A 24,050-nucleotide genomic window follows, 5' to 3' on the forward strand; every position below is an offset into this window, starting at 1 on the left:
GAGGAGACGCCGCCATGACCGCCATCTCTGCCACCACCTCTCAGGCCGCCGTGCGCGATGCCTCCATCGCCGTTGCCGAAGGCCGGGCCAGGGCACGGCTGCACCGCCGCCATGCGTTGGTCATCGGGTTGCGCTTGGCTATCCTGGTCGCCTTCCTCGGCCTGTGGGAACTCGGCGCCGACTACAACATCATCGACCCGTTCTTCTTCGCCAGCCCGTCCGGCATCTGGCAGCAGATCTGGGTGTGGATCACCGAAGGCACGTCGCAAGGCCCGCTCTGGGTACAGATCTACGTCACGCTGGAGGAAACCTTTCTCGGCTTCGTCATCGGCGCCGTTGGCGGTATCGCCGCCGGCATCATCCTTGGCCGCAACCGGCTGCTCGCCGATGTCTTTTCGATCTACATCAAGATCGCCAATTCGGTGCCGCGTGTCGTGCTCGGCTCGGTGTTCATCATCGCGCTCGGCCTCGGCATGGCCTCCAAGGTGGCGCTGGCCGTGGTGATGGTGTTCTTCGTCGTCTTCGCCAACGCCTTCCAAGGCGTTCGCGAGGCCGACAGGGCAATGATCGCCAACGCCCAGATCCTTGGTGCCTCGCCGTTCCAGATCACCCGCACCGTCATCATTCCCTCGGCGATGAGCTGGATCCTGGCCAGCCTGCATGTCAGTTTCGGCTTTGCCCTGGTCGGCGCGGTGGTTGGCGAATTCCTCGGCGCCAAGCAAGGCATGGGCCTGCTGATCTCGACCGCGCAGGGTGCTTTCAACGCCAATGGCGTCTTTGCCGCCATGATCATCCTGGCGGTGATGGCGCTGGTGGTGGAGTTCATCATCACTCGCTTCGAGAACTACGTCGTCAAATGGCGGCCGGCGCCGTTCAGCGAGCAGGGGACATGATCCGCGTCTGACCCGCTGCGATCAGGCCAAAGGCAGCCTTACCTCAACCACCAGACCGCCGGCCGCGCCATCCCCGAGGGTGACGCGGCCGCCGGCATTTTCGACGACCTCGCGCACGATGGCGAGGCCAAGCCCGCTGCCTTCCTCGGTGGAGCCGGCAATGCGGTAGAAGCGCTCGAACACGTGGTCTCGCTCGTCCACTGGGATGCCGGGCCCGTCATCGGTGACCGTCAACACGGCCTGGCCGTCGACGGCCGCCAGCTTCAGCGTGACGCTGCCGCCGGCCTGGGAGTAGCGCAGCGCGTTGTCGACAAGGTTGACGATCATCTCGCGTAGCATGGTGCCGTCGCCGATGACCGGCACAGGTCCGGCCTCCTCGAGGCCGAGATCGATGTTGCGATCGATTGCTGTCGGCGCATGCGTTTCCAACACGTGCCGAGCGGCTTCGGTCAGGTCGACGCGGTCGGCGCGCGGCCGCCGGCTGCCCGGCTCGGCGCGCGACAGGGTCAGGAGCTGTTCGGCCAGCCGCGCCAGCTTGCCGGAGCTTGCCTGCAGCGCCACCAGGGCTTCCTGGCGCGCCTCGGCGGCACTTTCGCGCAGTGCATAGCTCGCCTGTGTCGACAGCAATGCCAATGGCGTGCGCAACTGGTGCGCCGCATTGGCGATGAAGCGGCGCTGCGCCGCCATCTGCGCCCGCACCCGCTCCATATAGACGTTCAGCGCATCGATCAGCGGCCGGATTTCGGTTTGCGCACCTGGCACTTCGACGGGGTCGAGGTCGCTGCGGCTTGGCGACTGCACCGCGTCGCGCAGCCGGATCAGCGGTGCCAGGCCGCGACGCAGGCCGAGCAGCACGAAGATGCCGGCGATCGCCACCAGCGCCAGTTGCTGGGCAAAGGCGCTGAACCACAGCTGTTTGACCATCGCATCGTGTCCGGCCAGCGTAACGCCCACGGTGACGGATATTGGCGAGTCAGCTCCTGCGCCGACCACCGCATGACTGAATGTCAGCAGCCGCAGCACGTGGTCGCGATAGGTCGCTTCCATGCTGGGGTGCTTCGGATCCTCGGGCAGGTCGGGATAGCCGGTCAGCAGCCGCCCGCCGGCCGTCTCGACACGATAGTAGACGCTGTCGCGGTCGCCGGTATCGAACATCTCGATCGCCGCCGGCGGCACCGTGGCATCGAGCACGCCGTCCACTATGGCGACTTGTTCGGCAATCGCGCGTGCCGAACCCAACAGCATCCGGTCGGTGACCAGATCGGCGGTCGCCAGCGCGCTGCGGTGGCTGGTCCACAGGTTGATCGTGGCGAGCCCGGCGAGCGGCAACACCACCCAGGCCAACAGCTGCAAACGGAGGCTGCTACTCCTCATGGCGCAAGAGATAGCCGAGGCCACGCAAGGTGGCGATCTGGACGCGCGACCCTTCGAGCTTCTTGCGCACACGGTGCACATAGATCTCGATGGCGCTGGGGTCGGCATCGGTCTCGAAATCATATATCGCCGCCGACAGAGCCGCCTTGCTCACCGTGCGCCCGGCCTTGACCATCAATTGTTCAAGCACCGCATGCTCGCGCGGGGTCAGCGCCAGCGTTTCGCCGGCAAGTGAAAACAGCCTTGTGTTGGTGTCGAAGACGAGATCGCCGCAAGCAACGACTGGCGCGGTGCGGTCGTTGGCGCGGCGCAGCTGCACGCGGATGCGCGCCTCCAGTTCCTCGATCTGGAACGGTTTCGCCAGATAGTCGTCGGCGCCTTCGTTCAGGCCTTTGACCCGGCCGTCGAGGCTGGCATTGGCGGTCAGCACGATCACCGGCACCGAGTTGCCGCGCGCCCTCAGCATGCGCAGCACTTCCAGGCCGCCCATGCGCGGCAATGCCAGGTCAAGGATGACAAGCGCGTGGCCGCCGGCGGCCAGCGCGTGCTCGACATCCTCGCCGTCATGGACGATATCGACGACATAGTTCGCCTGCCGCAAGGTCTTGCCCAGCCAGTCGGCAAGTTCGCGATTGTCTTCGACGAGCAGCAGCCGCATTTCTATCGCTGTCCTGGGAAGCAGGTCACCCGAATTCCGTCTGTCCTTCGACCAGCACGGCGAGGTCGCGTCCGTTTGATGATCGTGCACAAGCGATAATATCGATCGATCGGCAAGGCAAATGCGCGGACTGACGGACACCGTCAACCGCCGCCTCCACCTGCGACAGCTTGGAATCCCGAAAGCAGTGCCGGGCTGTCATTCCGGCGGACGTAGGCTCACACCAATTCGAACTGGCACACCGAAACTCCGGACCCTGCAGATACAGACAATCGAACCAGTCGGTTCAATTTATGTTGACGCACCGTGATGAGATGGTGAACGCCGGCTCAGCGAACGGCCGTACAGCTTGCCGAGCGCATCTTATAACTATCTGATATTTATAAAGAAAATTTTGACCACTTCAACTCCCGGCCCCGTTTGAAGGTCTGGATTCGGAGCGCAGAGGAACATCTTCGTGATTGGAAGTCGGCCAAAGGAAACCCATTTCGGTGTGGTCCGAGCGACGCGAAATTCCTCCCAAGGGCACGCCACTAGACGGACTGAACTGAGAAACTACTGGAAGTTAAGATAATGACCAAGATCGCTCTTACCGCCGCCGCCATCCTCGTTGCCACGGGCACCGCTTTTGCCGGCAGCGACCACTATGGTTCCGACAATGTCAACCAGCCGGCCGTAGCCGTGCCCGCTGGTAAAATCGACCACAGCTTCACGGCTTCGATCCGCAAGCCGGTCGAGTACCACGGCTTCAAGCTGACGCCCAATTCGGACCAGCCGGAATCCGGCCAGGGCATCTGGGGTCGGTAAGCCGGCGTCTGTCCGACCGTCCCAAACCAGAACCATCAATCGTCAGTCAGGAGTATTTGAAATGACCAAGATCGCTCTTACCGCCGCCGCCATTCTCGTCGCCACGGGCACCGCTTTTGCCGGCAGCGACCACTATGGCTCCAACGATGTCAACCAGCCGGTTGCCAGCCAGTCGGTTTCCAACATCGACACCACGCACACCGGCTCAATCCTGAAGTCCGAAAAGGCGCAGGCTGACGCCAATGCCAACGTGCCGGCTCCGTCTGGCCGTGGCATCTGGGGCCGCTAATTCGTTCAATCCTGGACGACAACAAAGAGCGGTGGGCTTGGCCCGCCGCTCTTGTTTTTGCGCAACAGGATCGACGCCAACTGCGGCGTGGGCCGGGCCTGCCATCTTCGCAGTCGGCAAAAAAGTTCAGCGTCCAGGAATAAAACCGGACTGCCTGAAGTCTTGTCCTTAGCGGAACCGTCCTCCCAAGACACCGCCTAACGGAAAGAACAAGGAGACTTGAAAATGAACAGGATTGCTCTTGCCGCCACCATCATCCTCGTTGCCACGGGCAGCGCTTTTGCCGGCAGCGATCACTATGGCTCAGACAAGGCCAATCAGCCGGTTGCACCGGTTGCCAGCGTCGATCGTGCCGTCACCGGCTCAGTCAAGACCATGCATATGGCTGAGCTCAAGGCTGCGGACGCCAAGAAGAAGACCACAACCAGTTGGCCCGAACCGGGTCAGGGTATCTGGGGCAATTGATGTCTCGAGCAGGTACGCGGCAGGCCGCCGTCACATCTGTCTTCGCACCCTAGCCCAGATCTTTCGGCCGCAGACAATGTGTCAGGCGGGCGGAGGACAGGCCAGACCAATCTCCTTCGAAGATGAAGCGCGCAAGGGCTGCAGTCGGGAATTTTTCCTCGAGCCGCTTGCGCGCCTTGGCCTCCGATCCCGGCCCGGCAAGCTGCTTGGCCAAATCCTCCAGGCCCGGATTGTGGCCGACCACAAGCAAGCTGCCGCTCGAAGCGTCGGCCTGACGTATCTGGCTCAGAATATCGGCCGCTGAAGCATCATAGAGCGCATCGGCGAACGCGACCCGGGGGTGAGCGGGCAAGTCCGCCGCCACCAGCCGCCACGTATCGCGGGTTCGCAGCGCCGCCGATACCAGCGCCAGGTCCGGCAGCCAGTCGCGTGCCACAAGCTCGCGCGCCATCAATCGTGCCGCCTTCAATCCGCGCTGGGCGAGCGGCCGGTCGAAATCACCGAGGTCAGGGTCGTCCCAGCTCGATTTTGCGTGGCGAAGCAGGAGAAGCTGTTTCATCGCCATATGTCTTGGCTCAGGGGGTTATGCGCGCCAACTGCTCGAGATCGGCTTCCTCGCGCAGCGGGTCGGGCGCCATCACCACCGAGGTTCCGTTGTCTGCATCGTCGGCGAAGTGGGCAAGCACGGTGCGTCCGGCCTCCATGCGCGCCTTGCCTTCGGCGACCAGTCCCAGCGCCAGCGGATAGAGCCGGTGCTCGGCCTTCAGCACACGGGCAGCCAGTGCATCTGCATTGTCGCCCACCATCACCGGCACGGCCGCCTGCGCGATGATCGGGCCATCATCCATCTCGGAGGTGACGAAATGCACCGTGCAGCCATGTATGCGCATGCCAGCCGCCAGCGCGCGCGCATGCGTGTCGAGCCCCTTGAACGCCGGTAGCAGGGCAGGGTGGATGTTGATCATGCGGCCTTGCCATTTCTGGACGAAGCCTGGGGTGAGGATGCGCATATAGCCGGCCAGCGCCACGATCTCGGCATTGAGTACCGCAAGCGCGGCGTCGATCGCCGCGTCATGCGCCTGCTTGCTGCCATGGTCGGCGCGGGAGATGACCTGTGTGGCGATGCCGCGCGCCTTGGCGATGCCGAGGCCGGCGGCGTCAGCCTTGTCGGAAATGACGCCGACGATTTCGGCCGGGAAGGCGGGGTCGCTGGCCGCCGCGATCAGCGCTGTCATGTTGGAGCCGCGCCCAGAAATCAGGACAACGGTGCGTTTCCTCTGCGCGCTCATAGGCCGATCGAGCCCCGATAGATGACGCCGGCATCGCGGCGCGGCACGATGCGGCCGATCGGCGTCACCGTCTCGCCGGCTTCCTGCAGCACGGCGGCAACCTGCGCCGCCTGGCCTGAAGCGACCGCCAAGATCATGCCGATGCCGCAATTGAAGGTGCGCATCATCTCCTCCGGCGCAACGCCGCCGGTCTTGGCCAGCCACGAGAACACCGCCGGGACGTCGATCGCCTCGAGATCGAGTTCGGCCGAAAAGTCCTTGGGCAGCACGCGCGGAATGTTTTCCGGGAAGCCGCCGCCGGTGATGTGGGCGAGCGCCTTGATGCCGTGCGTGCCGCGTATGGCCTTGAGGATCGACTTGACGTAGATGCGGGTCGGCTCGAGCAGCGCCTCGGCCAGAGTGGCCTCGTCGTTGAACGGCGCCGGATCGCTCCATGCCAGCCCGCTGGTGGCGACGATGCGGCGCACCAGCGAAAATCCGTTCGAATGCAGGCCGGAGGAGGCGAGGCCCAGCAGTACATCGCCTTCGACGATGTCGTCGGTGGGCAGCAGTTGCCCGCGTTCGGCCGCGCCCACCGCAAAGCCGGCGAGGTCGTAGTCCTTGCCGTGGTACATGCCGGGCATTTCGGCCGTCTCGCCGCCGATCAGCGCGCAGCCGGCCTGCCGGCAGCCCTCGGCAATGCCGCCGACGATCGCGGCACCCTGGTCGGGATCGAGCTTGCCGGTGGCAAAATAGTCGAGGAAGAACAGCGGTTCCGCTCCTTGCACGACGATGTCGTTGACGCACATGGCGACGAGATCGATGCCGATCGTGTCGTGTTTGCCGGCATCGATGGCGATCTTGAGCTTGGTGCCGACGCCGTCATTGGCAGCCACCAGCACCGGATCGGCAAAACCGGCCGCCTTGAGGTCGAACAGGCCGCCAAAGCCGCCGATCTCGCCATCGGCACCCGGCCGGCGTGTGGCGCGCACCAGTGGCTTGATCTTCTCGACCATGAGATTGCCAGCATCGATATCGACGCCGGCCTCAGCATAGGTGAGCCCGTTCCTGCGCTTGCTCATTTCTGGCGCTTGCTCATCGTTGTTTCGTTTGCGGGCTCTTCGCATGAACGGCTTCGCCCCGCAAGGATGACGGTGGGATGCCGAAGTTTTGCCCCGATAAAAAGCGTGGAGAGCGGGTTTTCGGCGGCGGTAACGCCGCTTGTGTGAAATCCCCCTGATTTTTTATCGGAGGCAAAACCCCATACCTGCGTCTGCGCCTTCACCCCTTGCATCCTTGTGTCTGGCTGTTGTTGGTGCTCTGTTGCTTCGCATCAGGCATCCGGGGGCAGGGCCATGCTCAATCCGTCGCAACAGATCATGAGGCTAGGCTTTGGATTCGCCGTTTCACAGGCGTTGCGCGTAATTATCGAACTCGGCATCCCCGATCTCCTGGCTGTCAGCGAGCAGTCTGTGGATGAACTAGCGGCCGCCACTCAGTCTGATGCTGACGCGCTTTACCGTGTAATGCGACTTCTCGCGCCGGAAGGCGTATTTAGGGAAGTACTGCCCCGTCATTTCGAATTGACGGAGGTTGGCGCCGTGCTGCGCTCCGATCAGCCGGGTCCTCGTGACTTCGTCCGCATGATCAACAGTGAGGCCTATCTTGCCTTCGAGCAGCTCTTGCATTCTGTCCGCACCGGAAAGCCAGCCTTCGACAAGGTGTTCGGGAGCCCAAGGTTTGACTGGTTGTCGGAACACCCGGAGCAGGCTGCCTTGTTTCAGCGGGCCATGGTCGCCTTGAGCCAAGGCAGTAACGAGGCCGTTGCCGAAGCTTGTGACTTCGGGCCGTTCACAAGGGTCGTCGACGTTGGCGGCGGACATGGTCAGCTTCTCTCGGCGATCCTGGCCCGCAACCCCCATTTGAGCGGCGTGCTTTTCGATCTGCCTTCGGGCGTCGCGGCAGCACGCCAGGGTACCGGAGGCGACCTGCCGCGCACCGAATTTATCGCAGGTGATTTCTTTGAAAGCGTTCCCACCGGTGACGTCTACGTCATCAAGAAGGTCGTTCACGATTGGGACGATGGGCGTGCCGCGGAGATCCTGCGAAATTGCCGCAAGGCAATGTTGCCGAACGGAAAGGTGCTTGTGGCCGAGACCCTCGTGCCGCCTGGTGACGAACCGAACCAGATCAAGGGTATCGACGTGGTCATGCTCGCCGTCACTGGCGGCCTGGAGAGGACGCAGGTCCAATATGCAAGCTTGTTCGACGCCGCTGGGCTACGCCTTGAGCGAGTGATTCAGACCCGAGGACCCATTTCCATCCTTGAGGCGTCTGCGGCCTAACCGAAGAATATCTCAATGTGAGCCTAGGTCGCGGTGCATCGCCGTCCAGCTACTTTGCTTTGTGTGGCGCTTCTCCCTTGCGATCCCCTGCGTCTCCATCATCTATCAGCCAGCAAACCCGACAGGCACGCATTTGACCATCCCCAACCTGATCACCATCCTGCGCCTTGTTCTGGTGCCAGCGGTCGTGCTGGCGATGCTGCAGGCGCGCTGGGACTGGGCCTTTGCCGGTTTCCTCATTGCCGGCATTTCCGATGGCGTCGACGGCTTCATCGCCCGCCGTTTCAACCAGCAGTCCGAGCTCGGCGCCTATCTCGATCCGATGGCCGACAAGCTGCTGCTGGTTTCGGTCTTCGTCGTCATGGGCTTCATCGGGCAATTGCCGCTGTGGCTGGTCGTCACCATGGTGTCGCGCGATGCTCTGATCGTCTGCGCGGTGCTGTTGTCCTCGATCATGGCCCATCCGGTCGAGATGAAGCCGCTTTTCGTGTCGAAGGCCAACACCGCCATCCAGATCGTGCTGGCGGCGGTTGTGCTGGGCGAACTTGCCCTTGCTGTTGACCTCGACCCGCTGCGGCCGGCCCTCATATTGCTGTCCGGGGTCTTGACCGTGGCTTCGGCCGCGGCCTATCTCGTGGCTTGGCTGAGGCATATGAGCGGCTATGGCGAAAGCTCCAATCCGGACATCTGAGAGAGAAGCGGCAGTTGAGAGAGAGGCGGCAGTGATCGAGGCTGCGGCTGCCGATCTAGCTGCGTCCTCCGCCTTTCGCCGGCAGATCTTCTTCTGGCTGGCCGGCGCCGCGGTGCTCGCGCTTTTCCTCTATGTCTTCAGCAACATCCTGCTGCCCTTCGTTGCAGGCATGGTGCTTGCCTATTTCCTCGATCCGGTCGCGGACCGGCTGCAGCGGCTCGGCCTGTCCCGCATCATGGCAACGGTGGTCATCCTCATCACCTTCCTCATCGTACTGGTGCTGGCCTTCGTCATCCTCATTCCCGTGCTGGCGACGCAGATGGCCGATTTCGCCGGCAAATTGCCGGAATATCTGACCCGACTGCAGAGTCTGATCACGTCGTTCGACCCGAAATGGCTGGAACAGAAATTCGGCGTCAACGCCAATAGTTTGCGAGATGGGTTGAACTCGCTGCTGACCTCGGGCTTCGGCCTGCTCTCCACGGTCTTCACCTCGATCTGGAGTTCCGGTGTGGCGCTGGTCTCGGTGGTCAGCCTTTTCGTGGTGACGCCGGTCGTCGCTTTCTACATGCTGCTCGACTGGGACCGCATGGTGGCGGTCATCGACAGCTGGGTACCGCGCGACAATGTGGCGACGGTGCGCGCCATCGCCAGGGACATCAACACCGCCACCGCCGGCTTCGTGCGCGGCCAGGGCACGCTGTGTCTGATTCTTGGCGCAATATATGCCACCGGGCTGACGCTGACCGGGCTGAATTTTGGCATCCTCATCGGCCTGTTCGCCGGGCTGATCTCATTCATCCCCTATGTCGGCTCGCTGACCGGGCTGGTGCTGGCCGTCGGCGTCGCCTTCGTCCAGTTCTGGCCGGACTGGACCATGATCGTCGCCGTCGCGGTGGTGTTCTTCATCGGCCAGTTCATCGAAGGCAACATCCTGCAGCCGCGGCTGGTCGGCAAGAGCGTCGGACTGCATCCGGTGTGGCTGATGTTCTCGCTGTTTGCCTTTGGTGCGCTGTTCGGCTTCGTCGGCCTGCTGATTGCCGTGCCGGCTTCGGCGGCAGTTGCAGTGCTGGTGCGGTTTGCCATAGCCCGCTATCTCGAGTCGCCGCTCTACAGGGGCCATGGAACCGCACCGGAGCTCCCGGCCGATCGGCGCAAGGCCATCAAGCCATGATCCGGCCGGTGACCAGGTGTCTTGCCGGCCCGCAGGGCTGAGCCCGCATGAGTGACCAGAAAACCGACCCGCCGCGTCAGTTGCCGCTCGATCTCGGCCATGGCACCGGCTATTCGCGTGACGACCTCGTCGTCTCTGGCACCAACAACCAGGCAGTGGCCTTGGTTGATCGCTGGCCGGACTGGCCTTCGCCGGTGGTGGTGCTGGCCGGTCCCGCGGGTTCGGGCAAGACGCATCTCGCCTCGATCTGGCGCGCGCGCGCCAACGCGGTGGCGGTCGACGCCAGGCGCGTCGGCGACAGCATCGCCAGTCTCGGTGCCCGACCGGCGCTGATCGACGATGTCGATACCGGGGCGGTCGACGAGCAAGGGCTGTTCCACTTGATCAATGCGGTGCGTAGTGCCGGATCGACACTGCTCCTGACAGCGCGACGCTTCCCATCGGCCTGGGGTGTCAGCCTGCCGGATCTTGCCTCTCGGCTGAAAGCGGCGGCGACGGTCGAGATCTATGAGCCCGACGATCACTTGCTCGCCGGCGTCATCACCAAGCTGTTCGCCGATCGCCAGATCGAGGTCGAGCCGCATGTCGTTCAGTATCTGGTCCGTCGCATCGAGCGCTCGCTGGCGACAGCCATGCGCGTGGTGGAGCGGCTGGACCGCACCGCGCTCGAGCGCAAGACGCCGATCACGCGGACATTGGCAGCCGAGACCGTCAGCGCCATGGACGAGGGGCAGGGCGAGTTCGAGATCTAGGCTGGATTCGCCAAAAAGGTGCGGTCAGCGGGCTGACGTCAGACCGGCGTTCAACCCAGATGCGATTGCACAAAGTCGATGAAGGCGCGCACCTTGGCCGGCGGCAGATGGCGCGATGGGTAGAGCGCATAGAGCGGAAAGCTCTCGCCATGCCAGTCCGGCAGGACTTCGACCAGAGCGCCTTGCCGGATGAGGTGCTGCACGCCGATTGCCTTGATCCTGGCGATGCCGACGCCGTCGAGGCAGGCGCCGAGCATGGTGCCAAACTCGGTGACCATGAGACGGCCGGTGGTCTTGACGTCGACAACCTCGCCGGCGCGTCGAAACCGCCACTCCTCGATCGGCTGACCGGTCAGCGAATCCCGAACCTGGATGCAGGCATGATCCACGAGGTCGGAAGGAGCGACCGGACATCCATGCGCCTTCAGATAGACCGGCGCCGCAACCGTCACCGTGCGCGTCTCGACGAGCTTCCTTGCCACCAGGGACGACACAGGCGGTGTCCCGAAGCGGATGGCGATGTCAAATCCTTCGCCCACCAGGTCTCCCAACTGGTCTCGCGCGACCAGTTCGAGCGATAGGTCGGGATAAAGCGACAGGAATTCACGGATATGCGGCGTGAACAGCTGGCGCGAGAAAAAGGCATCGACGTTGACGCGCAGCCGGCCGCGCACGGCGACAGACGTGCCGGAGGTGACGGTTACCGCGTCTTCGATCCCTGTCAGCAGCGGGGCGACCTCGGCATAAAGCCGGCGGCCCTCGTCGGTCAGCGACACCGCTCGTGTCGTCCGGTCGAGCAACCGCACGCCAACGCGGGCTTCGAGGCGCGAGACAGCGCGGCTGACGCCTGAGCGCGACAGGCCGAGCGCGTCCGCCGCCCGGGCAAAGCTGCCGCCTTCGGCAATCGCGGCCAGCACGCCGACATTGGAGATCACGCGTCCATCAAACGTCATTTTGCTTATCCGATGATTTTAGATCAACAATGCTATGACTTAATGGCACTCACTGCAACAGTGAGTGCCGGGCTAGAGATCCGTCATCCCACGCCGCAGAGATGAATGGAGACGGATCATGTATGCAATCACCGGCATTACCGGAAAAGTCGGCGGCGCGTTGGCGCGAGGCTTGCTCGCCACTGGCCAGCCAGTCCGCGCTGTTGTGCGCGACGCCGCAAAGGCCCAGCAATGGGCGGCACTCGGTTGTGATGTCGCGGTAGGTGCCATGGAGGATGCCGTAGCGCTGGCCGAAGCCTTCAACGGTGCCACGGCCGTATTCATCCTGCCGCCGCCGGTGTTCGATCCCGAGCCCGGCTATCCTGAAACGCAAGCGGTGATCGACAGCGTCGTAGCGGCGTTGGAAGCCGCAAGACCGGCCAAGGTCGTCTGCCTGTCTACCGTTGGCGCCGATGCGGTTCAGGACAATCTGCTGTCACAGCGCAGGATGATGGAGGCCGCGCTGAGCGCTCTCCCGTTGACACTCACCTTCCTGCGGCCCGCCTGGTTCCTCGATAATGCCGCCTGGGACGTAACGTCGGCGCGCGAAACGGGCCTGATCCAAAGCTTCCTGTTGCCGACGGACAGGGCGCTGCCGATGGTTGCCGCCGAGGATGTCGGGCGAGCGGCGGCGGAGCTCATCCAGCAGGACTGGACCGGCACGCGCATCGTCGAACTGGAAGGCCCAGCCCGTGTATCGCCTGATGACCTTGCCGCAGCCTTCGCCACAGTACTTGGCAGGCCGGTGCGCGCCGTGCCGGTGCCGCGCGAAACCTGGGAAGCGCTTTTTCGTTCGCAAGGCATGAAGAACCCGCAGCCCCGCCTGCGCATGCTCGACGGCTTCAACGAGGGCTGGATTGCATTCTCCGATCAAACGAAGACGGTCAAGGGGATGACAGATGCGACGGCCGTCGTTGCCGCTCTCGTCGCGGGCACAAGCGCTTAGATCTCGCGGAATATGAGAGGATGGTCGGAGTGGAGAGATTCGAACTCCCGACCCTCTGGTCCCAAACCAGATGCGCTACCAGGCTGCGCTACACTCCGAACGGTCTGTTGCCTATTCATTTCAGTGTTGCATGGCAAGTGCAAAAACCTTGCCGCCGTGCGCATTGCGCAGTAATGACGGGCGAAGGGTGGCGATGCTGCCTTGCACAATAACGAGGTGGCCATGTCCGCGCGCATTTTCAGCCCAGCCAAAACCGCGATGCAGTCCGGCAAGGCCAAGACCGGCCACTGGGTGCTCGAATTCGATCCCGAGATGCGCAAGAAGATCGACCCCCTGATGGGCTATACCACGTCGGGAGACATGAGGAGCCAGATCAGGCTCACCTTCGACACCAGGGAAGAGGCGGTGGCCTACGCCGAGAAGGAAGCGCTCCCCTACCGCGTCGAAGAGCCGAAAGAGACCAAGCGTCGCCAGATTTCCTATGCGGAGAATTTCCGCTATGACCGCCGGACGCCCTGGACGCATTGACCGGCGGCTGGCGCCAAATATCCAGCCGGCCCAGCGGCCGGCCAGCGGTCCCGTAGCTCAGCTGGATAGAGCACCGGCCTTCTAAGCCGATGGTCACAGGTTCGAATCCTGTCGGGATCGCCAAATATTTTCAAAGGTTTGCGCCGGTCAGTCTGATCAAGGCCGCAAGATCCGCCGTCCCGCGACTGCCCGGCGCCCGCAACCCTATGCAACAGGACGTTGAGCCTTGGAAATGCCGCCCATTCGGTGCAGCGATCCGTAATTATTTCGTGATCCGATATGGTCGGAACCTTAGCTCCCATCACGCGTTCCGGGCCTTGTATTCGCGGTGCCTCATAAAAAGACAATGTGCGGGCCTACGAATGGGGTGGGGCAAAACAAGCGCGGCTGGGGGGAGGAGAAACCAGACCATGTCGTATCGTGAAATTGGAACGTCCCCCGCATTGGGGCGGCGTATCGCTGAACTCAAGGCCAGAATGCGGGATGCCGAAATCTCCGATCATGAGATGAAAACGTTTCAAAAGGTCGCCGCCATCATGGGGGCAGGCGACGGCTCCCTGCGACTGGACGCCGACGACCTGATCGCGGCATCCTTCGTTGTCGGGACGCTGGGTGGACCGGCGCCCAACCGCTGACATTCAGGATTCCCCGCATCAGCCGAAGTCCAGCAAAGGGACGGCATCACCCTCACCGACGATCACGGCTGCCGTCGGTGGAGTTGACCTTTGGCTGCCGTGTCTCCCGATATCGAATTGGAAGGAAAGTCTTATCAATTTGTTTGCGTTGGTGCGTCATAGTAGCGGCGGCTAACGGAGTGGAATGCGATGAAGCTCGATCTGTCGCCGACGAGCTGGGGCAGGGTGATCGTTGTCACGGCAGCCGGTACGGCGTTCTTCATTGCCGTGGCGTTCTTCGTCGATTCCTTCAATTTCCCCTATCTCTCACCCGAGGCGGTGTGGCGGGCGCAAGTGACCGATCTGATGCTGCCCTTGGTGCTGGGCGGCTCGTTTCTGTCTTTCCTCATGTGGAAGATCCGCCAGCTGGCCATCGCCCAGCGCGATCTCAGCATCGTTGCCGCCACCGACAGCCTGACGGCGGTGCTGAACCGCGGCGCCTTCTCGATGCTGGTCGAGGCCTATCTTGAGCAGACCCGCAAGCAGGAGCACACCAATTCGGGGGCACTGCTGATCATCGACGCCGACCATTTCAAGTTGATCAACGACCGGCTCGGGCATGACTGCGGCGACCAGGCGCTCAAGCTGATAGCGCAGGCAATCAAAGGCCAGCTTCGCGGCGGCGATATCGTTGGCCGCATCGGTGGCGAGGAATTCGGCGTGTTTCTTCCCGGGGTGGATCCCGCGCAATCCTGGGTGGTTGCCGAAAGCATCCGCCGGCGCATCCGTGAAATGGACTTTTCTCCAGGCGGGCGGCCATGCCCATTGTCCGTCAGCATAGGCGGCACAAGCTTTACCGGCCCGACCACCTTCGAAGAGATTTTCGTGGCGGCCGACAGACGGCTTTATACGGCCAAGTCGAACGGGCGCGATCAAGTCAGCTTCGATCCGGCAGGTGCCTCTCCGGTGCCTCTGCCCAGCATCGCCACGGTGCATTGACAACGGAGAAGGAAGCTGGCGTGGACCGCTTCCTTGACGTCCCCATAACGCCGTGATTCCTCCGCGTCGGTGATGTATGGATCACCGCTGAAACGGTCCTGAGCTCCTGAGTTCCCCAAGCGTCCGGGCTGGCGGTCCAGTCACCGCTAGTCTCAATGCCGGCGAACGAGTGGCGGGACGGCAAAATCAGCGCGGCAACCATGATTCATCTGTTCAATGGCTTTCAGAACCCGTTTGGCGGCAGTGACCTCGAAACCCTGGAGCTGTACCGGTTGCTGAGCGCCGACTCCGAGGTGCGTCTGTGGGCAACGTCCTCAAGGGTATCCGGCGAGTTGATGCGGCAATTTCCGATTCGCCGCATCTCACCGGCAAAGTGGAATGTGCCGGATGGCGGGACCTACGTCTTCCTTGGCGCGCACTGGCGCAACAAGATATGGCCTTACCTGATCCCCCGGCCGCGCCGGCTGATCTATGTCTTCAATACCTTTCACCCGAAAGTCATCGCGCTGACGACGCGCATGCCCCGCATGCTGAACTGGCCCGACGCCGAACTGGTGCTGATTTCCGATTTTCAGAAACGCATGCTGCGGGTCGATGGCGTCGTGCATCCGTCGCCGATCGATATCGAACGTTTCCTACCGCAACCGGCCAAGCCGGGTCGTCCGTTCACGCTGGGACGATTGAGCCGCGACACCCCTGACAAACATCATGCGGACGATGTGCCGCTCTACGAAGCATTGCTGGCAGGTGGCGTCGCGCTGCGGATTCAGGGCGGGATGGTGCTCGAGGACAGGCTTAAACCGCATTCGCAACTCGAACTCCTCCCACAAGGCCGGTTTGCGGCTGAAGAGTTCCTGCCGACGCTCGACGTGTTCTACTATCGCAGCGGCTCGCATGTGGAGACGTTCGGCCGGGTGGTGTTCGAAGCGATGGCCTGTGGTCTGCCCGTGGTCTGCCATTCGCATGGCGGCTACGCCGACCATATCAGGCATGGCGAAAACGGTTTTCTGTTCGAAACGACGCAACAGGCGGGGCAGATCCTGGCCGACCTCAAAGCCGACCCGGGGCTGCGTGCGACAGTGGGCCGCGAGGCGCGGCGGACCGTCGAGCAGCTGTTTTCCTCGCATGCGCTTCGACAGCGGCTGGATTTCTATCTGCGTTAGGGGCACGTCATCCACTGGGCTTTGCGGACACCTTCGGTCCCCGGCCTGTTTGTCATCGATCTCGACATCGCGCTAAAGCTGGCACGCGAGCGAATCAACGGGGCGGACGGGCCGCGGCGCGCCACAGACCGAGCAGGACTTCTTACCGATGACATTGACGGGCGCGGCGGCACTGCTGATCCTGGTCCTGACCTACGCCGGTGTCGCCATTGGCCGCATCCCGGGCCTGCGCCTCGACCGGGCCGGGATCGCGCTGCTCGGCGGGGCCGCGATGATCGCCATTGGCGCGCTCGGCATGGAGGATGCCTACCGCGCGATCAATTTCGACACCATCACACTTCTGCTCGGCATGATGATCGTGGTGGCGCATCTGAAGGTCTCAGGCGCCTTTCGCGGCCTCGGCGCCGTCGCCATCGAACACGCGCATGCGCCCTTCATGCTCCTGGTGATGGTGACGCTGCTCACCGGCGTGCTGTCGGCCTTCCTGGTCAACGACGCCATCTGCCTTGTGATGGCGCCGATCGTCGTCCACGTCACCCGCGTCATCAAGCGCAATCCCATCCCCTATCTGATCGCCACCGCCACCGCGTCGAATTGCGGCAGCGTCGCCACCATCACCGGCAATCCGCAAAACATGGTCATCGGCGCGCTGTCGGGCATTTCCTATCCAGCCTTTTCGGCCGCACTCGCGCCGGTCGCCTTGTTTGGCCTCGTCGCGGTCATTGTCATTGTCCGCATCGTTTACCGGACCGAATTCGCCCGCACGGTCCAACTGACGCCCGAGGTCTCGCGTGGCCGTATGCACAAGGGACAGGTGCTGAAGGCGGTGGTGGTCTGCATTGGATTGGCCGTCGCCTTCTTCGCCGGCGTGCCGGTCGCCAAGGCGGCACTCGTCGGCGGCGCCATCCTGTTGCTCACCCGTGCCATCAAACCGGAACGCATCTACCGCGAGATCGACGGGCCGCTGCTGTTCATGTTCGCCGGTCTGTTCGTGGTCGTTGCCGGCGCGGAAAAGACACTGCTGACGCCCGACATCATCGCCTCGGCAAAGGACCTCGGCCTGGACGATGTCTGGCGCTTGTCCGGCTTCACCGCGGTGCTCTCCAACATCATGAGCAATGTCCCGGCCGTGCTGGCACTCAGGCCCTTCATACCCGGCCTCGAAAACCCCGAACGTGCCTGGCTGGTCGTCGCCATGAGTTCGACGCTGGCCGGCAATTTCACGCTGCTCGGCTCGGTCGCCAACCTGATCGTCGCCGAGCAGGCAAGGGCTGCCGGTACGCAGCTGTCGTTCGGCGCCTTCTTCAAGGTCGGCTTGCCGCTGACGCTGATAACGCTTGCCGTGGGCACGGCTTGGCTGGCGTTGGGATTCTAGACCTGGTTGCTTGAAATTCGCGCCCGGACAAGCGTCGCCGCGGCGCGGCCGGCTGCCTCGATATAATCGGGGTTGCGATGGATCAGCATGATCGAAAACGAGCCGTCTATCAGCAGCACGATCTCGCGTGCCAGGGCTTGCGGCTCCTCGACGCTGCGGTCGGACAATTCGCCAGCCAGCCATGTTTCAAAATTTGACTTGTGCCGCGACCCGACCTTGATCGCCGGATGTCCAGGCATCGAAGCGAGTTCAGCAGCCGTGCGCAGGAAGCCGCATCCCTTCCATTTCGGATGGCGTGCGGCCCTCGCCAGATTGGTGAAGATCGCCTCGACCTTGCGATCCGCCCCGCCTTCGGCGGCATCGAACCAGCCGGCCATCCGCTTCAGATTGGGTTGGTCGCGGCCATCGAGATAGGCGGCGATCAGATCGTCCTTGCTCTTGAAGTGGTAATAAAGCGTCCGCTTGGTGAGCCCTGCCTTTTCGGCGATGGCATCGACGCTGACCCGGCCGATTCCCTCCGCATAGAAGAGCTTCGTCGCGGCTTCGACAATGCGTTTGCGGGTAGGACTCGACGCTTCAGGCATGAAGTGATGTATACCGACTAGTAAATATACAAGCAATCGAATGCGTGATCCTTTCCAGAGGTATCTGGAAAGGAAGAAAAATGACCCATCTTGTCCTGAGCGAGACCTGCGACGGGGTAACCATCCTCACCCTCAACCGGCCGGAGAAACTCAACGCGCTGAATTATGCCCTGATGGATCGCCTGCTTGCGATCCTTGACGACATCGAAGTCGATGACGGCGTCCGCGCGGTCATTCTGACCGGTGCAGGGGAGCGGGCGTTTTCGGCGGGAGGCGACATTGACGAGTTCTCGGCCAGCGTGGCGCTTGGCGCCGACGTCGCGATGCGCGACTTCGTCATGCGCGGGCAGCGGTTGACGGCAAGGCTGGAAGCGTTCCGCAAACCGGTCATCGCCGCCGTCAACGGCATTGCCTTTGGCGGCGGCTGCGAAATCACCGAGGCCGTGCCGCTCGCCATCGCCAGCGATCGCGCCCTGTTCGCCAAGCCGGAAATCAACCTCGCAATGCCACCGACATTTGGCGGAACGCAGCGCTTGCCCAGGCTAGCCGGGCGCAAGCGCGCGCTCGAACTGCTTTTGACCGGCGATTGGTTTCCGCCCCAGCGCGCCCTTGAACTTGGCCTGGTCAACCAGGTGGTGCCGCATGGCGATTTGATGCCGGCCGCAATCGGCCTTGCCAGGCGTATCCTGCGGCACTCAGGTCTGGCGGTCGCCAGCATCCTCACGGCAGTGGCGCGCGGCCTCAACCAGAGCATCGCCGAAGGCTTGCTGGTCGAGGCCGAGCAGTTCGCCCGCATAGCTCCGACCGCGGATCTGCGCGAAGGGCTCGATGCCTGGCTGACGCGCCGCGAGCCCCGCTATGATGGCTCGTGGACGCATGTCGCCCGGCCTGATGAGGCCAGGCGGGCCTCGTTGGCGCTGGATCAGGGCGCCACCACCAAACGGCCTTTCATGTTGGGGTGGAAGCGGCAGAAATAGTCGACCGTCTCCGCCTTCTGCAAGGTGAGGCTCGCGGACTTTTTCGGCGGGATCATCACCTCCCAACCGCCCTTGACGGTGGCCGTGTGGGCGAACACGTCCTTGTTCACCCACTCGATCGTATCGCCGACCTTCGCCTCGACGGTGGCTGGCGAGAACACCAGCTTGTCGATGGTGACCTGGATGGTTTCAGCCTGTGCCGGAACGATACCGATGGCCAGCGTCAACGCAATCAACAGATGGCGTTTCGACATGATCGCTGTCCTCACTTCAACATGCCGGCGACATGTTCGGCATGCTGCTCATGGCCCTGGAATATCTTCAGGCCGGTTTCCAGCAGGCTCTTCAGTTCGGCATTGCTGGCCGACGGGATGAGCAGTGTTTCGAGAGCGCCGTTGACCTGCTTGTGGTAGGCGACCTCGTTGTCGACATAGGCCTTGTCGAAGGCGGCACCCTCGAGCTTGGCGAGCTTGGTCCTTTCTTCGGCGGCAGCCTTGCTCAACGCCTGGCTGGTGGCGTTGTCTTCCGGCGTGACCTTCAGCTTCTTGACCAGGTCGAGCGCCTGCACGTTCACGGCTTCGTGGTCGCGCACCATGTCTTTGGCGAAGTCCACGACGTCCTTGTTCTTCGATTTCTCGATCGCCAGCTTGGCCGCTTCAACGTCGATGACCCCAGCCGTGTAGGCGATGTGGGCGATCTGCGGGTCGGTCGGCTTGTCGGCGGCTTGTGCAAACGGTGCAGTGCCAAGCAGCAGCATGGCGGCCAGGGCAGCGGTGTGACGAATAAGCATGGCATCTCCTTCGCCAGGAGCGGAAATCGCGCCGGGCAGCTTTCTCAGTTGACGGTCATTGGATGCAGGGCAGCGGTAAACGTTCCCGCCAAAATGAGCCAGTACGACGAGGGTCAGCTTTCCAGGCCGAGCCGCCGCATCACGGCGCTGGTCAGCCTTTCGCAACGCCGGCCGGCGAAGGGAAACGCATCGAGCAGCACCGGCCCGATCTGGTCGTCCAGGGCCTTGCGCACCAGGGCGCGCGCACGGTGCAGCCTTGTCTTGACGGTTTGTGGCCGCACGCCGAGAAGATCGGCGGTCTCTTCGATGCTCAGCCCTTCGATTACGCGCGCCACGAACACCGTCCGGTAGACATCGGGAAGGCTGTCGGTGGCCTGTTCGACCAGCTGGAGGATCTGCCGTTGCGCCATCGTCCGCTCCGGATCGTCGCTGGGGTTGATGGGGAACCGGATGATCTCGGCTTGCGGATTTTCCGGCAGTGCCACCGTTCTGCGCCTTTTACGCAGGCGGCCGAGCGCCTCGTTGATGACGATGCGCGACAGCCAGGTGGCCAGCGAGGAATCGCCGCGAAAGGCATCGAGATGAGCGAAGGCCCTGACATAGGCCTCCTGCACGATGTCCTCGGCCTCGCTGTCATTGCGCACCACGCCGCGGGCGATGCGGTAGAGCCTCTGATTGTGCGTCTTGATGATGGTGCGGAAAGCGTCGCCTTCGCGCGCCAGGGCGCGGCGTACGAGCTGCATGTCGCCTGAAGCAACAGAAGGCATCGCCGTCAAGACAGCAGGCATGGCCAGTTCCTCAACCCAATCTCGGACCCGAACCCGATTGAGAGATTGGATGGCATTGCCGGCAAAAGGTTCCCGGCCGTTTTCGCCGGGTCCGGCTGTGGCTACCGTAGCGCTTCCGGCGAAGGCTTGTCAGCAACCTGCAGGCGTGCCGTGGCCGCCAGCAGATCGGTCTGGGTGATCAGCCCGAGAATCCGCCTGTCGTCGTCGACGATGATGACCGCATGGCTGCGGCCGTCGGTGAGCACGGGCAACAGACCCATGGCGGCGAAACCGGCGGCGGCTGTCGCCGCTGGCGATATGACGGGCCCAACCGTGCCGGAGGCCAGCGCCAGTTCCCGCAACCCCACGGTGCCAGCCAGCCTTGCCTCTGCGTCGACGACGGGCAAGGTACGGATGTTGTGGTCAAGGAGCAATTGGCGTGCCGCCCCGGCGAAGGTGTGTGCGTCGACCGAGATCACATCGCGCGACATGATGTCCTCGCAGAGAAGGTTCTGGTGCGCGCGCACCATCGCCTGCAATTCGACTTGCCGCAGCAGCCGGTCGAGATCGTTGCGATCGATATCGAACGTCTCGTCAAGTGCACCAAGCGCGGCATCGATGTCCTCGGGCTGGAAGCCGACGCGCAACTGCGGTGGTAGATCGACGGTGCCGTGGCTGTTCGTCGGTGCTGAAACCGGCACGTGCGGGTAATTGCGCCGGGCCAGCTTGTGGAAGCCATAGCCGAGCGCCACCAGCAGAAGCGAGTTCAGTGCCACCGGCACGAATGGAAACAGGAAGCCGGCGCTGATGACGGCAGGCCCTCCCAGCACGGCGGTCAGGGCGGCCGCTCCGCCCGGCGGATGCAGGCAGCGTGTGAACGACATGGCGGCGATGGCCAGCGCCACCGCGATGCCGGTGGCAAGGGCGGTTTCGTGGATGAAATGTGCGACGATCACGCCGACCAGGGCCGATATCGTGTTGCCGCCGATGATCGACCATGGCTGCGCCAGCGGACTGGCCGGCACCGCGAACAGGAGCACGGCCGAGGCTCCCATCGGTGCCACCAGCAGCGGCACGTGCGGGCCGTTGCCGAGCACCAGGCCACCGATCGCCCCGGTCAGTGCAATGCCGATCGTCGCTCCGATGCAGGCGATGATGCGCTCGCGCAGCGTCGCGCCGGCAAGAATGGGAACAAAGAGGCGAAAGGCCATGGGGTCGGAACTCAGCCGGTATTCCAGAGGAAGTCGAAACCGCGATGATCGCACCGCAATGACGCGGCAATGTCGAAGTTGAAAGCCAAATTGATCCGCGAAGTCGCGGTTTGGAGAAATAGAATTCCGTGACGTTGTTGCCGCATCCGCCGCGGTGCCGATTTAGCTCCGCTGGGCGACGTGGCGGTTCACCAGTCTTTCGAGCTGCTTGCACTCACCCGTTGAATCAGTTTGGCAGAGTGCTCTGATCGCTCAGGCAGCCGCCGCCGCGGTCAGGCCGCGCAAGATGTCGGCCTTCAGGTCCTCGACATCCTCGAGGCCGATTTGCAGGCGGATCAACGGACCTTCATACGGACCTTTCGCAACAACGCGGTCGCCGAGCCAGACCGGCACGGCAAGGCTCTCGTAGCCGCCCCAGGAATAACCGAGGCCGAAGATCTGCAACGCATCGAGGAAGGCGTGCTGCTGCTTCTGGCCACCGCCGGCAAGCACGATGGAAAAGATGCCGCTCGAGCCCGAGAAGTCGCGCTTCCACAGGCCATGGTCCGGATGGCTGGGAAGGGCAGGGTGGAGCACGCGCGCCACGCCCTTCTGCCCCTCGAGCCAGGAGGCGATGGCGAGCGCGCTGCGCTGATGGTGCTCGAGGCGAACGCCCATGGTGCGCAGGCCCCGCAGCACCTGATAGACATCGTCGGGTCCGGCGCAGCAGCCAAGCGTGCAGAAGCTTTCGTAGAGATGCTTCCAGCAGCCTTCGTTGGCCGAGACCGTGCCAAGCAGCACGTCGGAATGGCCGGCCGGGTATTTCGTGGCCGCATGGATCGAGATGTCGACACCGTGGTCGAGCGGACGGAAATACAGCGGCGTCGCCCAGGTGTTGTCCATCATGACGAGGGCGCCTGCCGCGTGCGCCGCCTTGACGATGGCCGGGATGTCTTGCAGCTCGAACGTGTTGGAGGCCGGCGATTCGGTGAACACCACCTTGGTGTTGGGCTTGATCAACGCCGCGATGCCGGCGCCAGCATCGGGGGCGTAGTACTCGACCTCGACGCCCAGCCGCTTCAGCATGGTGTCGGCGAAATTGCGCGTCGGGTGATAGACAGAATCGACGATCAGAAGATGGTCGCCCGCCGACACGAAGGCCAACAGCGGTATCGTCACCGCCGCGAGCCCCGAAGGCACCACGATCGTGCCGGCCGAGCCTTCCAGTGCATCTATGGCGTTGGCAAGGGCATCGGTCGTCGGCGTGCCGCGCGTGCCGTAGGTGTATTTCTGGCTACGTGCCGCCATCGACGCCGCGTCGGGATAAAGCACGGTTGAGGCATGCACCACCGGCGGATTGACGAAGCCGAAATAGTCATGCGGATTGTTGCCCGAATGGGCCAGCCGCGTGTTGAAACCCAGTCCGTCGCCGTCTTTCGCCATTCTTCTTCGCCTTGTTTGACAAGGCGCTAGCCATAGTGCGGCGGCAATGGCCGTGCAACCGGCCCGCACCCGCCAGGGAACCGACTTCGGATGTACCAAGTCGTCCCTGGTGAAAGGCGCTCAATCTTGCACCGGTCCCAGCGCATTGCGCCCCTGGGCCGGTCGGCTATTGAAGACGGCCGGGAAAGATATATGATTGAATCCTAATACTTTTGCCGGACTGCCTCGATCAGGCGCTGCCGGATGATCATTCCCGGTTGACCTCCTGATCCCCTGCGATCCGGGCATCTCGCTTGCATAGACATGAATGCAGCCAAGGGGAGGAATATCATGACCGACGTCAAGTGGATGATAAAGGCGCGCGAGTTCGTTAACTGCAACTGCGCCTATGGCTGCCCGTGCCAGTTCAACGCTTTGCCGACGGATGGATCCTGCCGGGCGGTGGTCGGCGTGGAAATCGAAAGCGGCTATCATGGCGACACCAGGCTGGATGGCTTGCGCTTTGCCGGTGTCTTCCGCTGGCCCGGCGCAATCCACCACGGCGGGGGCGAGGCGGCAGTGGTCATTGACGAGCGGGCGACCGAGGCGCAGCGCGGAGCGCTGCTTCGCATTCTCAGCGGGGAGGACACCGAGCCCGGCGCGACCATATTCCAGGTCTTTTCGACCACGCTGGAAACGGTCCACGACCCGATCTTCGCGGCAATAGACTTCGAAGTCGACGTCGATGCCCGAGCGGCTCGCCTCGACGTGCCGGGCGTAACCTCGGGCCACGGCGAGCCGATCAAGAATCCCGTCACCGGCGCGGAGCATCGGGCGCGCATCGACCTCACGCATGGTTTCGAATATTCGCTTGCCGAGGTCGGGCGCGGCTGGACGAAGGCAACCGGCCCGATCAAGTTCGAGCTGGCAGACTCGCACAGCCATTTCGCCAATTTGCACCTCTCGCAAAGTGGCATCGTGCATTGA

General features: G+C 63.1%; 29 protein-coding genes and 2 tRNA genes. 17 read left to right on the forward strand and 14 right to left on the reverse strand.

Annotation, left to right across the window (positions count from 1 at the left end; all coding sequences use genetic code 11):
- Window positions 1–14: 14 nt before the first annotated feature.
- Complete coding sequence (locus AC1D10_RS24410; protein ID WP_477276372.1) at window positions 15–893, forward strand: ABC transporter permease; 879 nt, start codon at window positions 15–17, stop codon at window positions 891–893.
- Window positions 894–914: 21 nt separating this feature from the next.
- On the opposite strand, the gene AC1D10_RS24415 is transcribed toward AC1D10_RS24410, so the two are convergent.
- Both AC1D10_RS24415 and AC1D10_RS24420 read right to left on the reverse strand, forming a co-directional pair.
- Window positions 915–2,267, reverse strand: coding sequence for a sensor histidine kinase (locus tag AC1D10_RS24415; RefSeq protein WP_477276374.1), 1,353 nt, complete (start codon window positions 2,265–2,267; stop codon window positions 915–917).
- The gene (locus AC1D10_RS24420; RefSeq protein ID WP_477276376.1) at window positions 2,257–2,925 is read right to left on the reverse strand and encodes a response regulator; all 669 of its coding nucleotides are present in this window, start codon (window positions 2,923–2,925) and stop codon (window positions 2,257–2,259) included. Before AC1D10_RS24420 ends, AC1D10_RS24415 begins: the two co-directional genes overlap by 11 nt.
- Before the next feature lie 573 nt (window positions 2,926–3,498).
- Between AC1D10_RS24420 and AC1D10_RS24425 the strand changes: the two genes are divergently transcribed.
- The 3 genes from AC1D10_RS24425 to AC1D10_RS24435 all read left to right on the forward strand — a co-directional run bounded on the left by AC1D10_RS24425 (window position 3,499) and on the right by AC1D10_RS24435 (window position 4,486).
- Window positions 3,499–3,732: a DUF680 domain-containing protein gene (locus AC1D10_RS24425; protein ID WP_477276378.1), complete on the forward strand. Its 234-nt coding sequence runs from the start codon at window positions 3,499–3,501 to the stop codon at window positions 3,730–3,732.
- A gap of 61 nt (window positions 3,733–3,793) precedes the next feature.
- Window positions 3,794–4,021: a DUF680 domain-containing protein gene (locus tag AC1D10_RS24430; RefSeq protein ID WP_379106408.1), complete on the forward strand. Its 228-nt coding sequence runs from the start codon at window positions 3,794–3,796 to the stop codon at window positions 4,019–4,021.
- A gap of 225 nt (window positions 4,022–4,246) precedes the next feature.
- Complete coding sequence (locus tag AC1D10_RS24435; protein WP_477276380.1) at window positions 4,247–4,486, forward strand: DUF680 domain-containing protein; 240 nt, start codon at window positions 4,247–4,249, stop codon at window positions 4,484–4,486.
- Window positions 4,487–4,535: 49 nt separating this feature from the next.
- Here AC1D10_RS24435 and AC1D10_RS24440 read toward each other — a convergent pair whose 3' ends face one another.
- Genes AC1D10_RS24440 through AC1D10_RS24455 form a run of 4 tightly spaced genes read right to left on the reverse strand, consistent with a single transcriptional unit; the run spans window position 4,536 to window position 7,039 of the window.
- A complete protein-coding gene (locus AC1D10_RS24440; protein WP_477276382.1) occupies window positions 4,536–5,045 on the reverse strand; it encodes a SixA phosphatase family protein in 510 nt (169 codons plus the stop codon).
- Window positions 5,046–5,061: 16 nt separating this feature from the next.
- Window positions 5,062–5,775: a phosphoribosylglycinamide formyltransferase gene (gene purN, locus AC1D10_RS24445; RefSeq protein WP_477276384.1), complete on the reverse strand. Its 714-nt coding sequence runs from the start codon at window positions 5,773–5,775 to the stop codon at window positions 5,062–5,064.
- A complete protein-coding gene (purM, locus tag AC1D10_RS24450; RefSeq protein WP_477276386.1) occupies window positions 5,772–6,836 on the reverse strand; it encodes a phosphoribosylformylglycinamidine cyclo-ligase in 1,065 nt (354 codons plus the stop codon). The genes purN and purM overlap by 4 nt, the downstream gene beginning before the upstream one ends.
- Complete coding sequence (locus tag AC1D10_RS24455; protein WP_477276388.1) at window positions 6,833–7,039, reverse strand: hypothetical protein; 207 nt, start codon at window positions 7,037–7,039, stop codon at window positions 6,833–6,835. Before AC1D10_RS24455 ends, purM begins: the two co-directional genes overlap by 4 nt.
- Before the next feature lie 70 nt (window positions 7,040–7,109).
- Here AC1D10_RS24455 and AC1D10_RS24460 point away from each other — a divergent pair, with 70 nt between their 5' ends.
- The 4 genes from AC1D10_RS24460 (at window position 7,110) to hdaA (ending at window position 10,716) form a co-directional block, all read left to right on the forward strand.
- On the forward strand, window positions 7,110–8,099 hold the full coding sequence (locus tag AC1D10_RS24460; RefSeq protein WP_477276390.1) for a methyltransferase: 990 nt from the start codon (window positions 7,110–7,112) through the stop codon (window positions 8,097–8,099).
- A 133-nt stretch (window positions 8,100–8,232) separates the two neighbouring features.
- Window positions 8,233–8,790, forward strand: coding sequence for a CDP-alcohol phosphatidyltransferase family protein (locus AC1D10_RS24465; protein ID WP_477276392.1), 558 nt, complete (start codon window positions 8,233–8,235; stop codon window positions 8,788–8,790).
- Entirely contained in the window at window positions 8,762–9,964 is a 1,203-nt protein-coding gene (locus tag AC1D10_RS24470; RefSeq protein WP_477276394.1) for an AI-2E family transporter, read from the forward strand. Before AC1D10_RS24465 ends, AC1D10_RS24470 begins: the two co-directional genes overlap by 29 nt.
- Window positions 9,965–10,011: 47 nt before the next feature.
- A complete protein-coding gene (gene hdaA / locus AC1D10_RS24475) occupies window positions 10,012–10,716 on the forward strand; it encodes a DnaA regulatory inactivator HdaA (protein ID WP_477276396.1) in 705 nt (234 codons plus the stop codon).
- A 50-nt stretch (window positions 10,717–10,766) separates the two neighbouring features.
- Here the strand turns inward: hdaA and AC1D10_RS24480 are convergent, their stop codons facing one another.
- Window positions 10,767–11,669, reverse strand: coding sequence for a LysR family transcriptional regulator (locus AC1D10_RS24480; protein ID WP_477276398.1), 903 nt, complete (start codon window positions 11,667–11,669; stop codon window positions 10,767–10,769).
- Between the two features lie 118 nt (window positions 11,670–11,787).
- Between AC1D10_RS24480 and AC1D10_RS24485 the strand changes: the two genes are divergently transcribed.
- Window positions 11,788–12,654: an NAD(P)H-binding protein gene (locus tag AC1D10_RS24485; protein ID WP_477276400.1), complete on the forward strand. Its 867-nt coding sequence runs from the start codon at window positions 11,788–11,790 to the stop codon at window positions 12,652–12,654.
- A 21-nt stretch (window positions 12,655–12,675) separates the two neighbouring features.
- Here AC1D10_RS24485 and AC1D10_RS24490 read toward each other — a convergent pair.
- Window positions 12,676–12,752: transfer RNA gene (locus AC1D10_RS24490), tRNA-Pro, on the reverse strand.
- 124 nt (window positions 12,753–12,876) lie between these two features.
- On the opposite strand from AC1D10_RS24490, the gene AC1D10_RS24495 reads away from it, so the two are divergent.
- From AC1D10_RS24495 to AC1D10_RS24520, 6 genes are all read left to right on the forward strand, one after another.
- The gene (locus AC1D10_RS24495) at window positions 12,877–13,182 is read left to right on the forward strand and encodes an ETC complex I subunit (protein ID WP_477276402.1); all 306 of its coding nucleotides are present in this window, start codon (window positions 12,877–12,879) and stop codon (window positions 13,180–13,182) included.
- A 46-nt stretch (window positions 13,183–13,228) separates the two neighbouring features.
- A tRNA-Arg gene (locus AC1D10_RS24500) sits at window positions 13,229–13,305 on the forward strand.
- 287 nt (window positions 13,306–13,592) lie between these two features.
- Window positions 13,593–13,817 (forward strand): hypothetical protein, encoded by a 225-nt coding sequence (locus AC1D10_RS24505; RefSeq protein ID WP_477276404.1) that lies wholly within the window; start codon window positions 13,593–13,595, stop codon window positions 13,815–13,817.
- 189 nt (window positions 13,818–14,006) lie between these two features.
- Window positions 14,007–14,795, forward strand: a complete 789-nt coding sequence (locus AC1D10_RS24510; protein ID WP_477276406.1) for a GGDEF domain-containing protein — start codon at window positions 14,007–14,009, stop codon at window positions 14,793–14,795.
- A gap of 155 nt (window positions 14,796–14,950) precedes the next feature.
- On the forward strand, window positions 14,951–15,958 hold the full coding sequence (locus tag AC1D10_RS24515) for a glycosyltransferase family 4 protein (protein ID WP_477276408.1): 1,008 nt from the start codon (window positions 14,951–14,953) through the stop codon (window positions 15,956–15,958).
- A gap of 148 nt (window positions 15,959–16,106) precedes the next feature.
- Window positions 16,107–17,333, forward strand: coding sequence for an anion transporter (locus AC1D10_RS24520; RefSeq protein WP_477276410.1), 1,227 nt, complete (start codon window positions 16,107–16,109; stop codon window positions 17,331–17,333).
- On the opposite strand, the gene AC1D10_RS24525 is transcribed toward AC1D10_RS24520, so the two are convergent.
- Window positions 17,330–17,917, reverse strand: coding sequence for a TetR/AcrR family transcriptional regulator (locus AC1D10_RS24525; protein ID WP_477276412.1), 588 nt, complete (start codon window positions 17,915–17,917; stop codon window positions 17,330–17,332). The two genes, AC1D10_RS24520 and AC1D10_RS24525, sit on opposite strands and share 4 nt — an antisense overlap.
- Before the next feature lie 80 nt (window positions 17,918–17,997).
- Here AC1D10_RS24525 and AC1D10_RS24530 point away from each other — a divergent pair, with 80 nt between their 5' ends.
- A complete protein-coding gene (locus AC1D10_RS24530) occupies window positions 17,998–18,894 on the forward strand; it encodes a crotonase/enoyl-CoA hydratase family protein (RefSeq protein ID WP_477276414.1) in 897 nt (298 codons plus the stop codon).
- Here the strand turns inward: AC1D10_RS24530 and AC1D10_RS24535 are convergent.
- The 5 genes from AC1D10_RS24535 to AC1D10_RS24555 form a co-directional block, all read right to left on the reverse strand.
- Window positions 18,840–19,148 carry a cupredoxin domain-containing protein gene (locus AC1D10_RS24535; RefSeq protein ID WP_477276415.1) on the reverse strand — a complete coding sequence of 103 codons (309 nt, stop codon included), beginning with the start codon at window positions 19,146–19,148 and terminating at the stop codon, window positions 18,840–18,842. The two genes, AC1D10_RS24530 and AC1D10_RS24535, sit on opposite strands and share 55 nt — an antisense overlap.
- A gap of 11 nt (window positions 19,149–19,159) precedes the next feature.
- Entirely contained in the window at window positions 19,160–19,684 is a 525-nt protein-coding gene (locus tag AC1D10_RS24540; protein WP_477276417.1) for a DUF4142 domain-containing protein, read from the reverse strand.
- 113 nt (window positions 19,685–19,797) lie between these two features.
- Window positions 19,798–20,472 (reverse strand): RNA polymerase sigma factor, encoded by a 675-nt coding sequence (locus AC1D10_RS24545; RefSeq protein ID WP_477276419.1) that lies wholly within the window; start codon window positions 20,470–20,472, stop codon window positions 19,798–19,800.
- Window positions 20,473–20,573: 101 nt separating this feature from the next.
- Complete coding sequence (locus AC1D10_RS24550) at window positions 20,574–21,662, reverse strand: HPP family protein (protein WP_477276421.1); 1,089 nt, start codon at window positions 21,660–21,662, stop codon at window positions 20,574–20,576.
- A 252-nt stretch (window positions 21,663–21,914) separates the two neighbouring features.
- Complete coding sequence (locus AC1D10_RS24555) at window positions 21,915–23,084, reverse strand: cystathionine beta-lyase (RefSeq protein ID WP_477276423.1); 1,170 nt, start codon at window positions 23,082–23,084, stop codon at window positions 21,915–21,917.
- A 330-nt stretch (window positions 23,085–23,414) separates the two neighbouring features.
- On the opposite strand from AC1D10_RS24555, the gene AC1D10_RS24560 reads away from it, so the two are divergent.
- Window positions 23,415–24,050: a DUF1326 domain-containing protein gene (locus AC1D10_RS24560; RefSeq protein ID WP_477276424.1), complete on the forward strand. Its 636-nt coding sequence runs from the start codon at window positions 23,415–23,417 to the stop codon at window positions 24,048–24,050.

The organism is Mesorhizobium sp. P2_A8 (assembly GCF_056404935.1).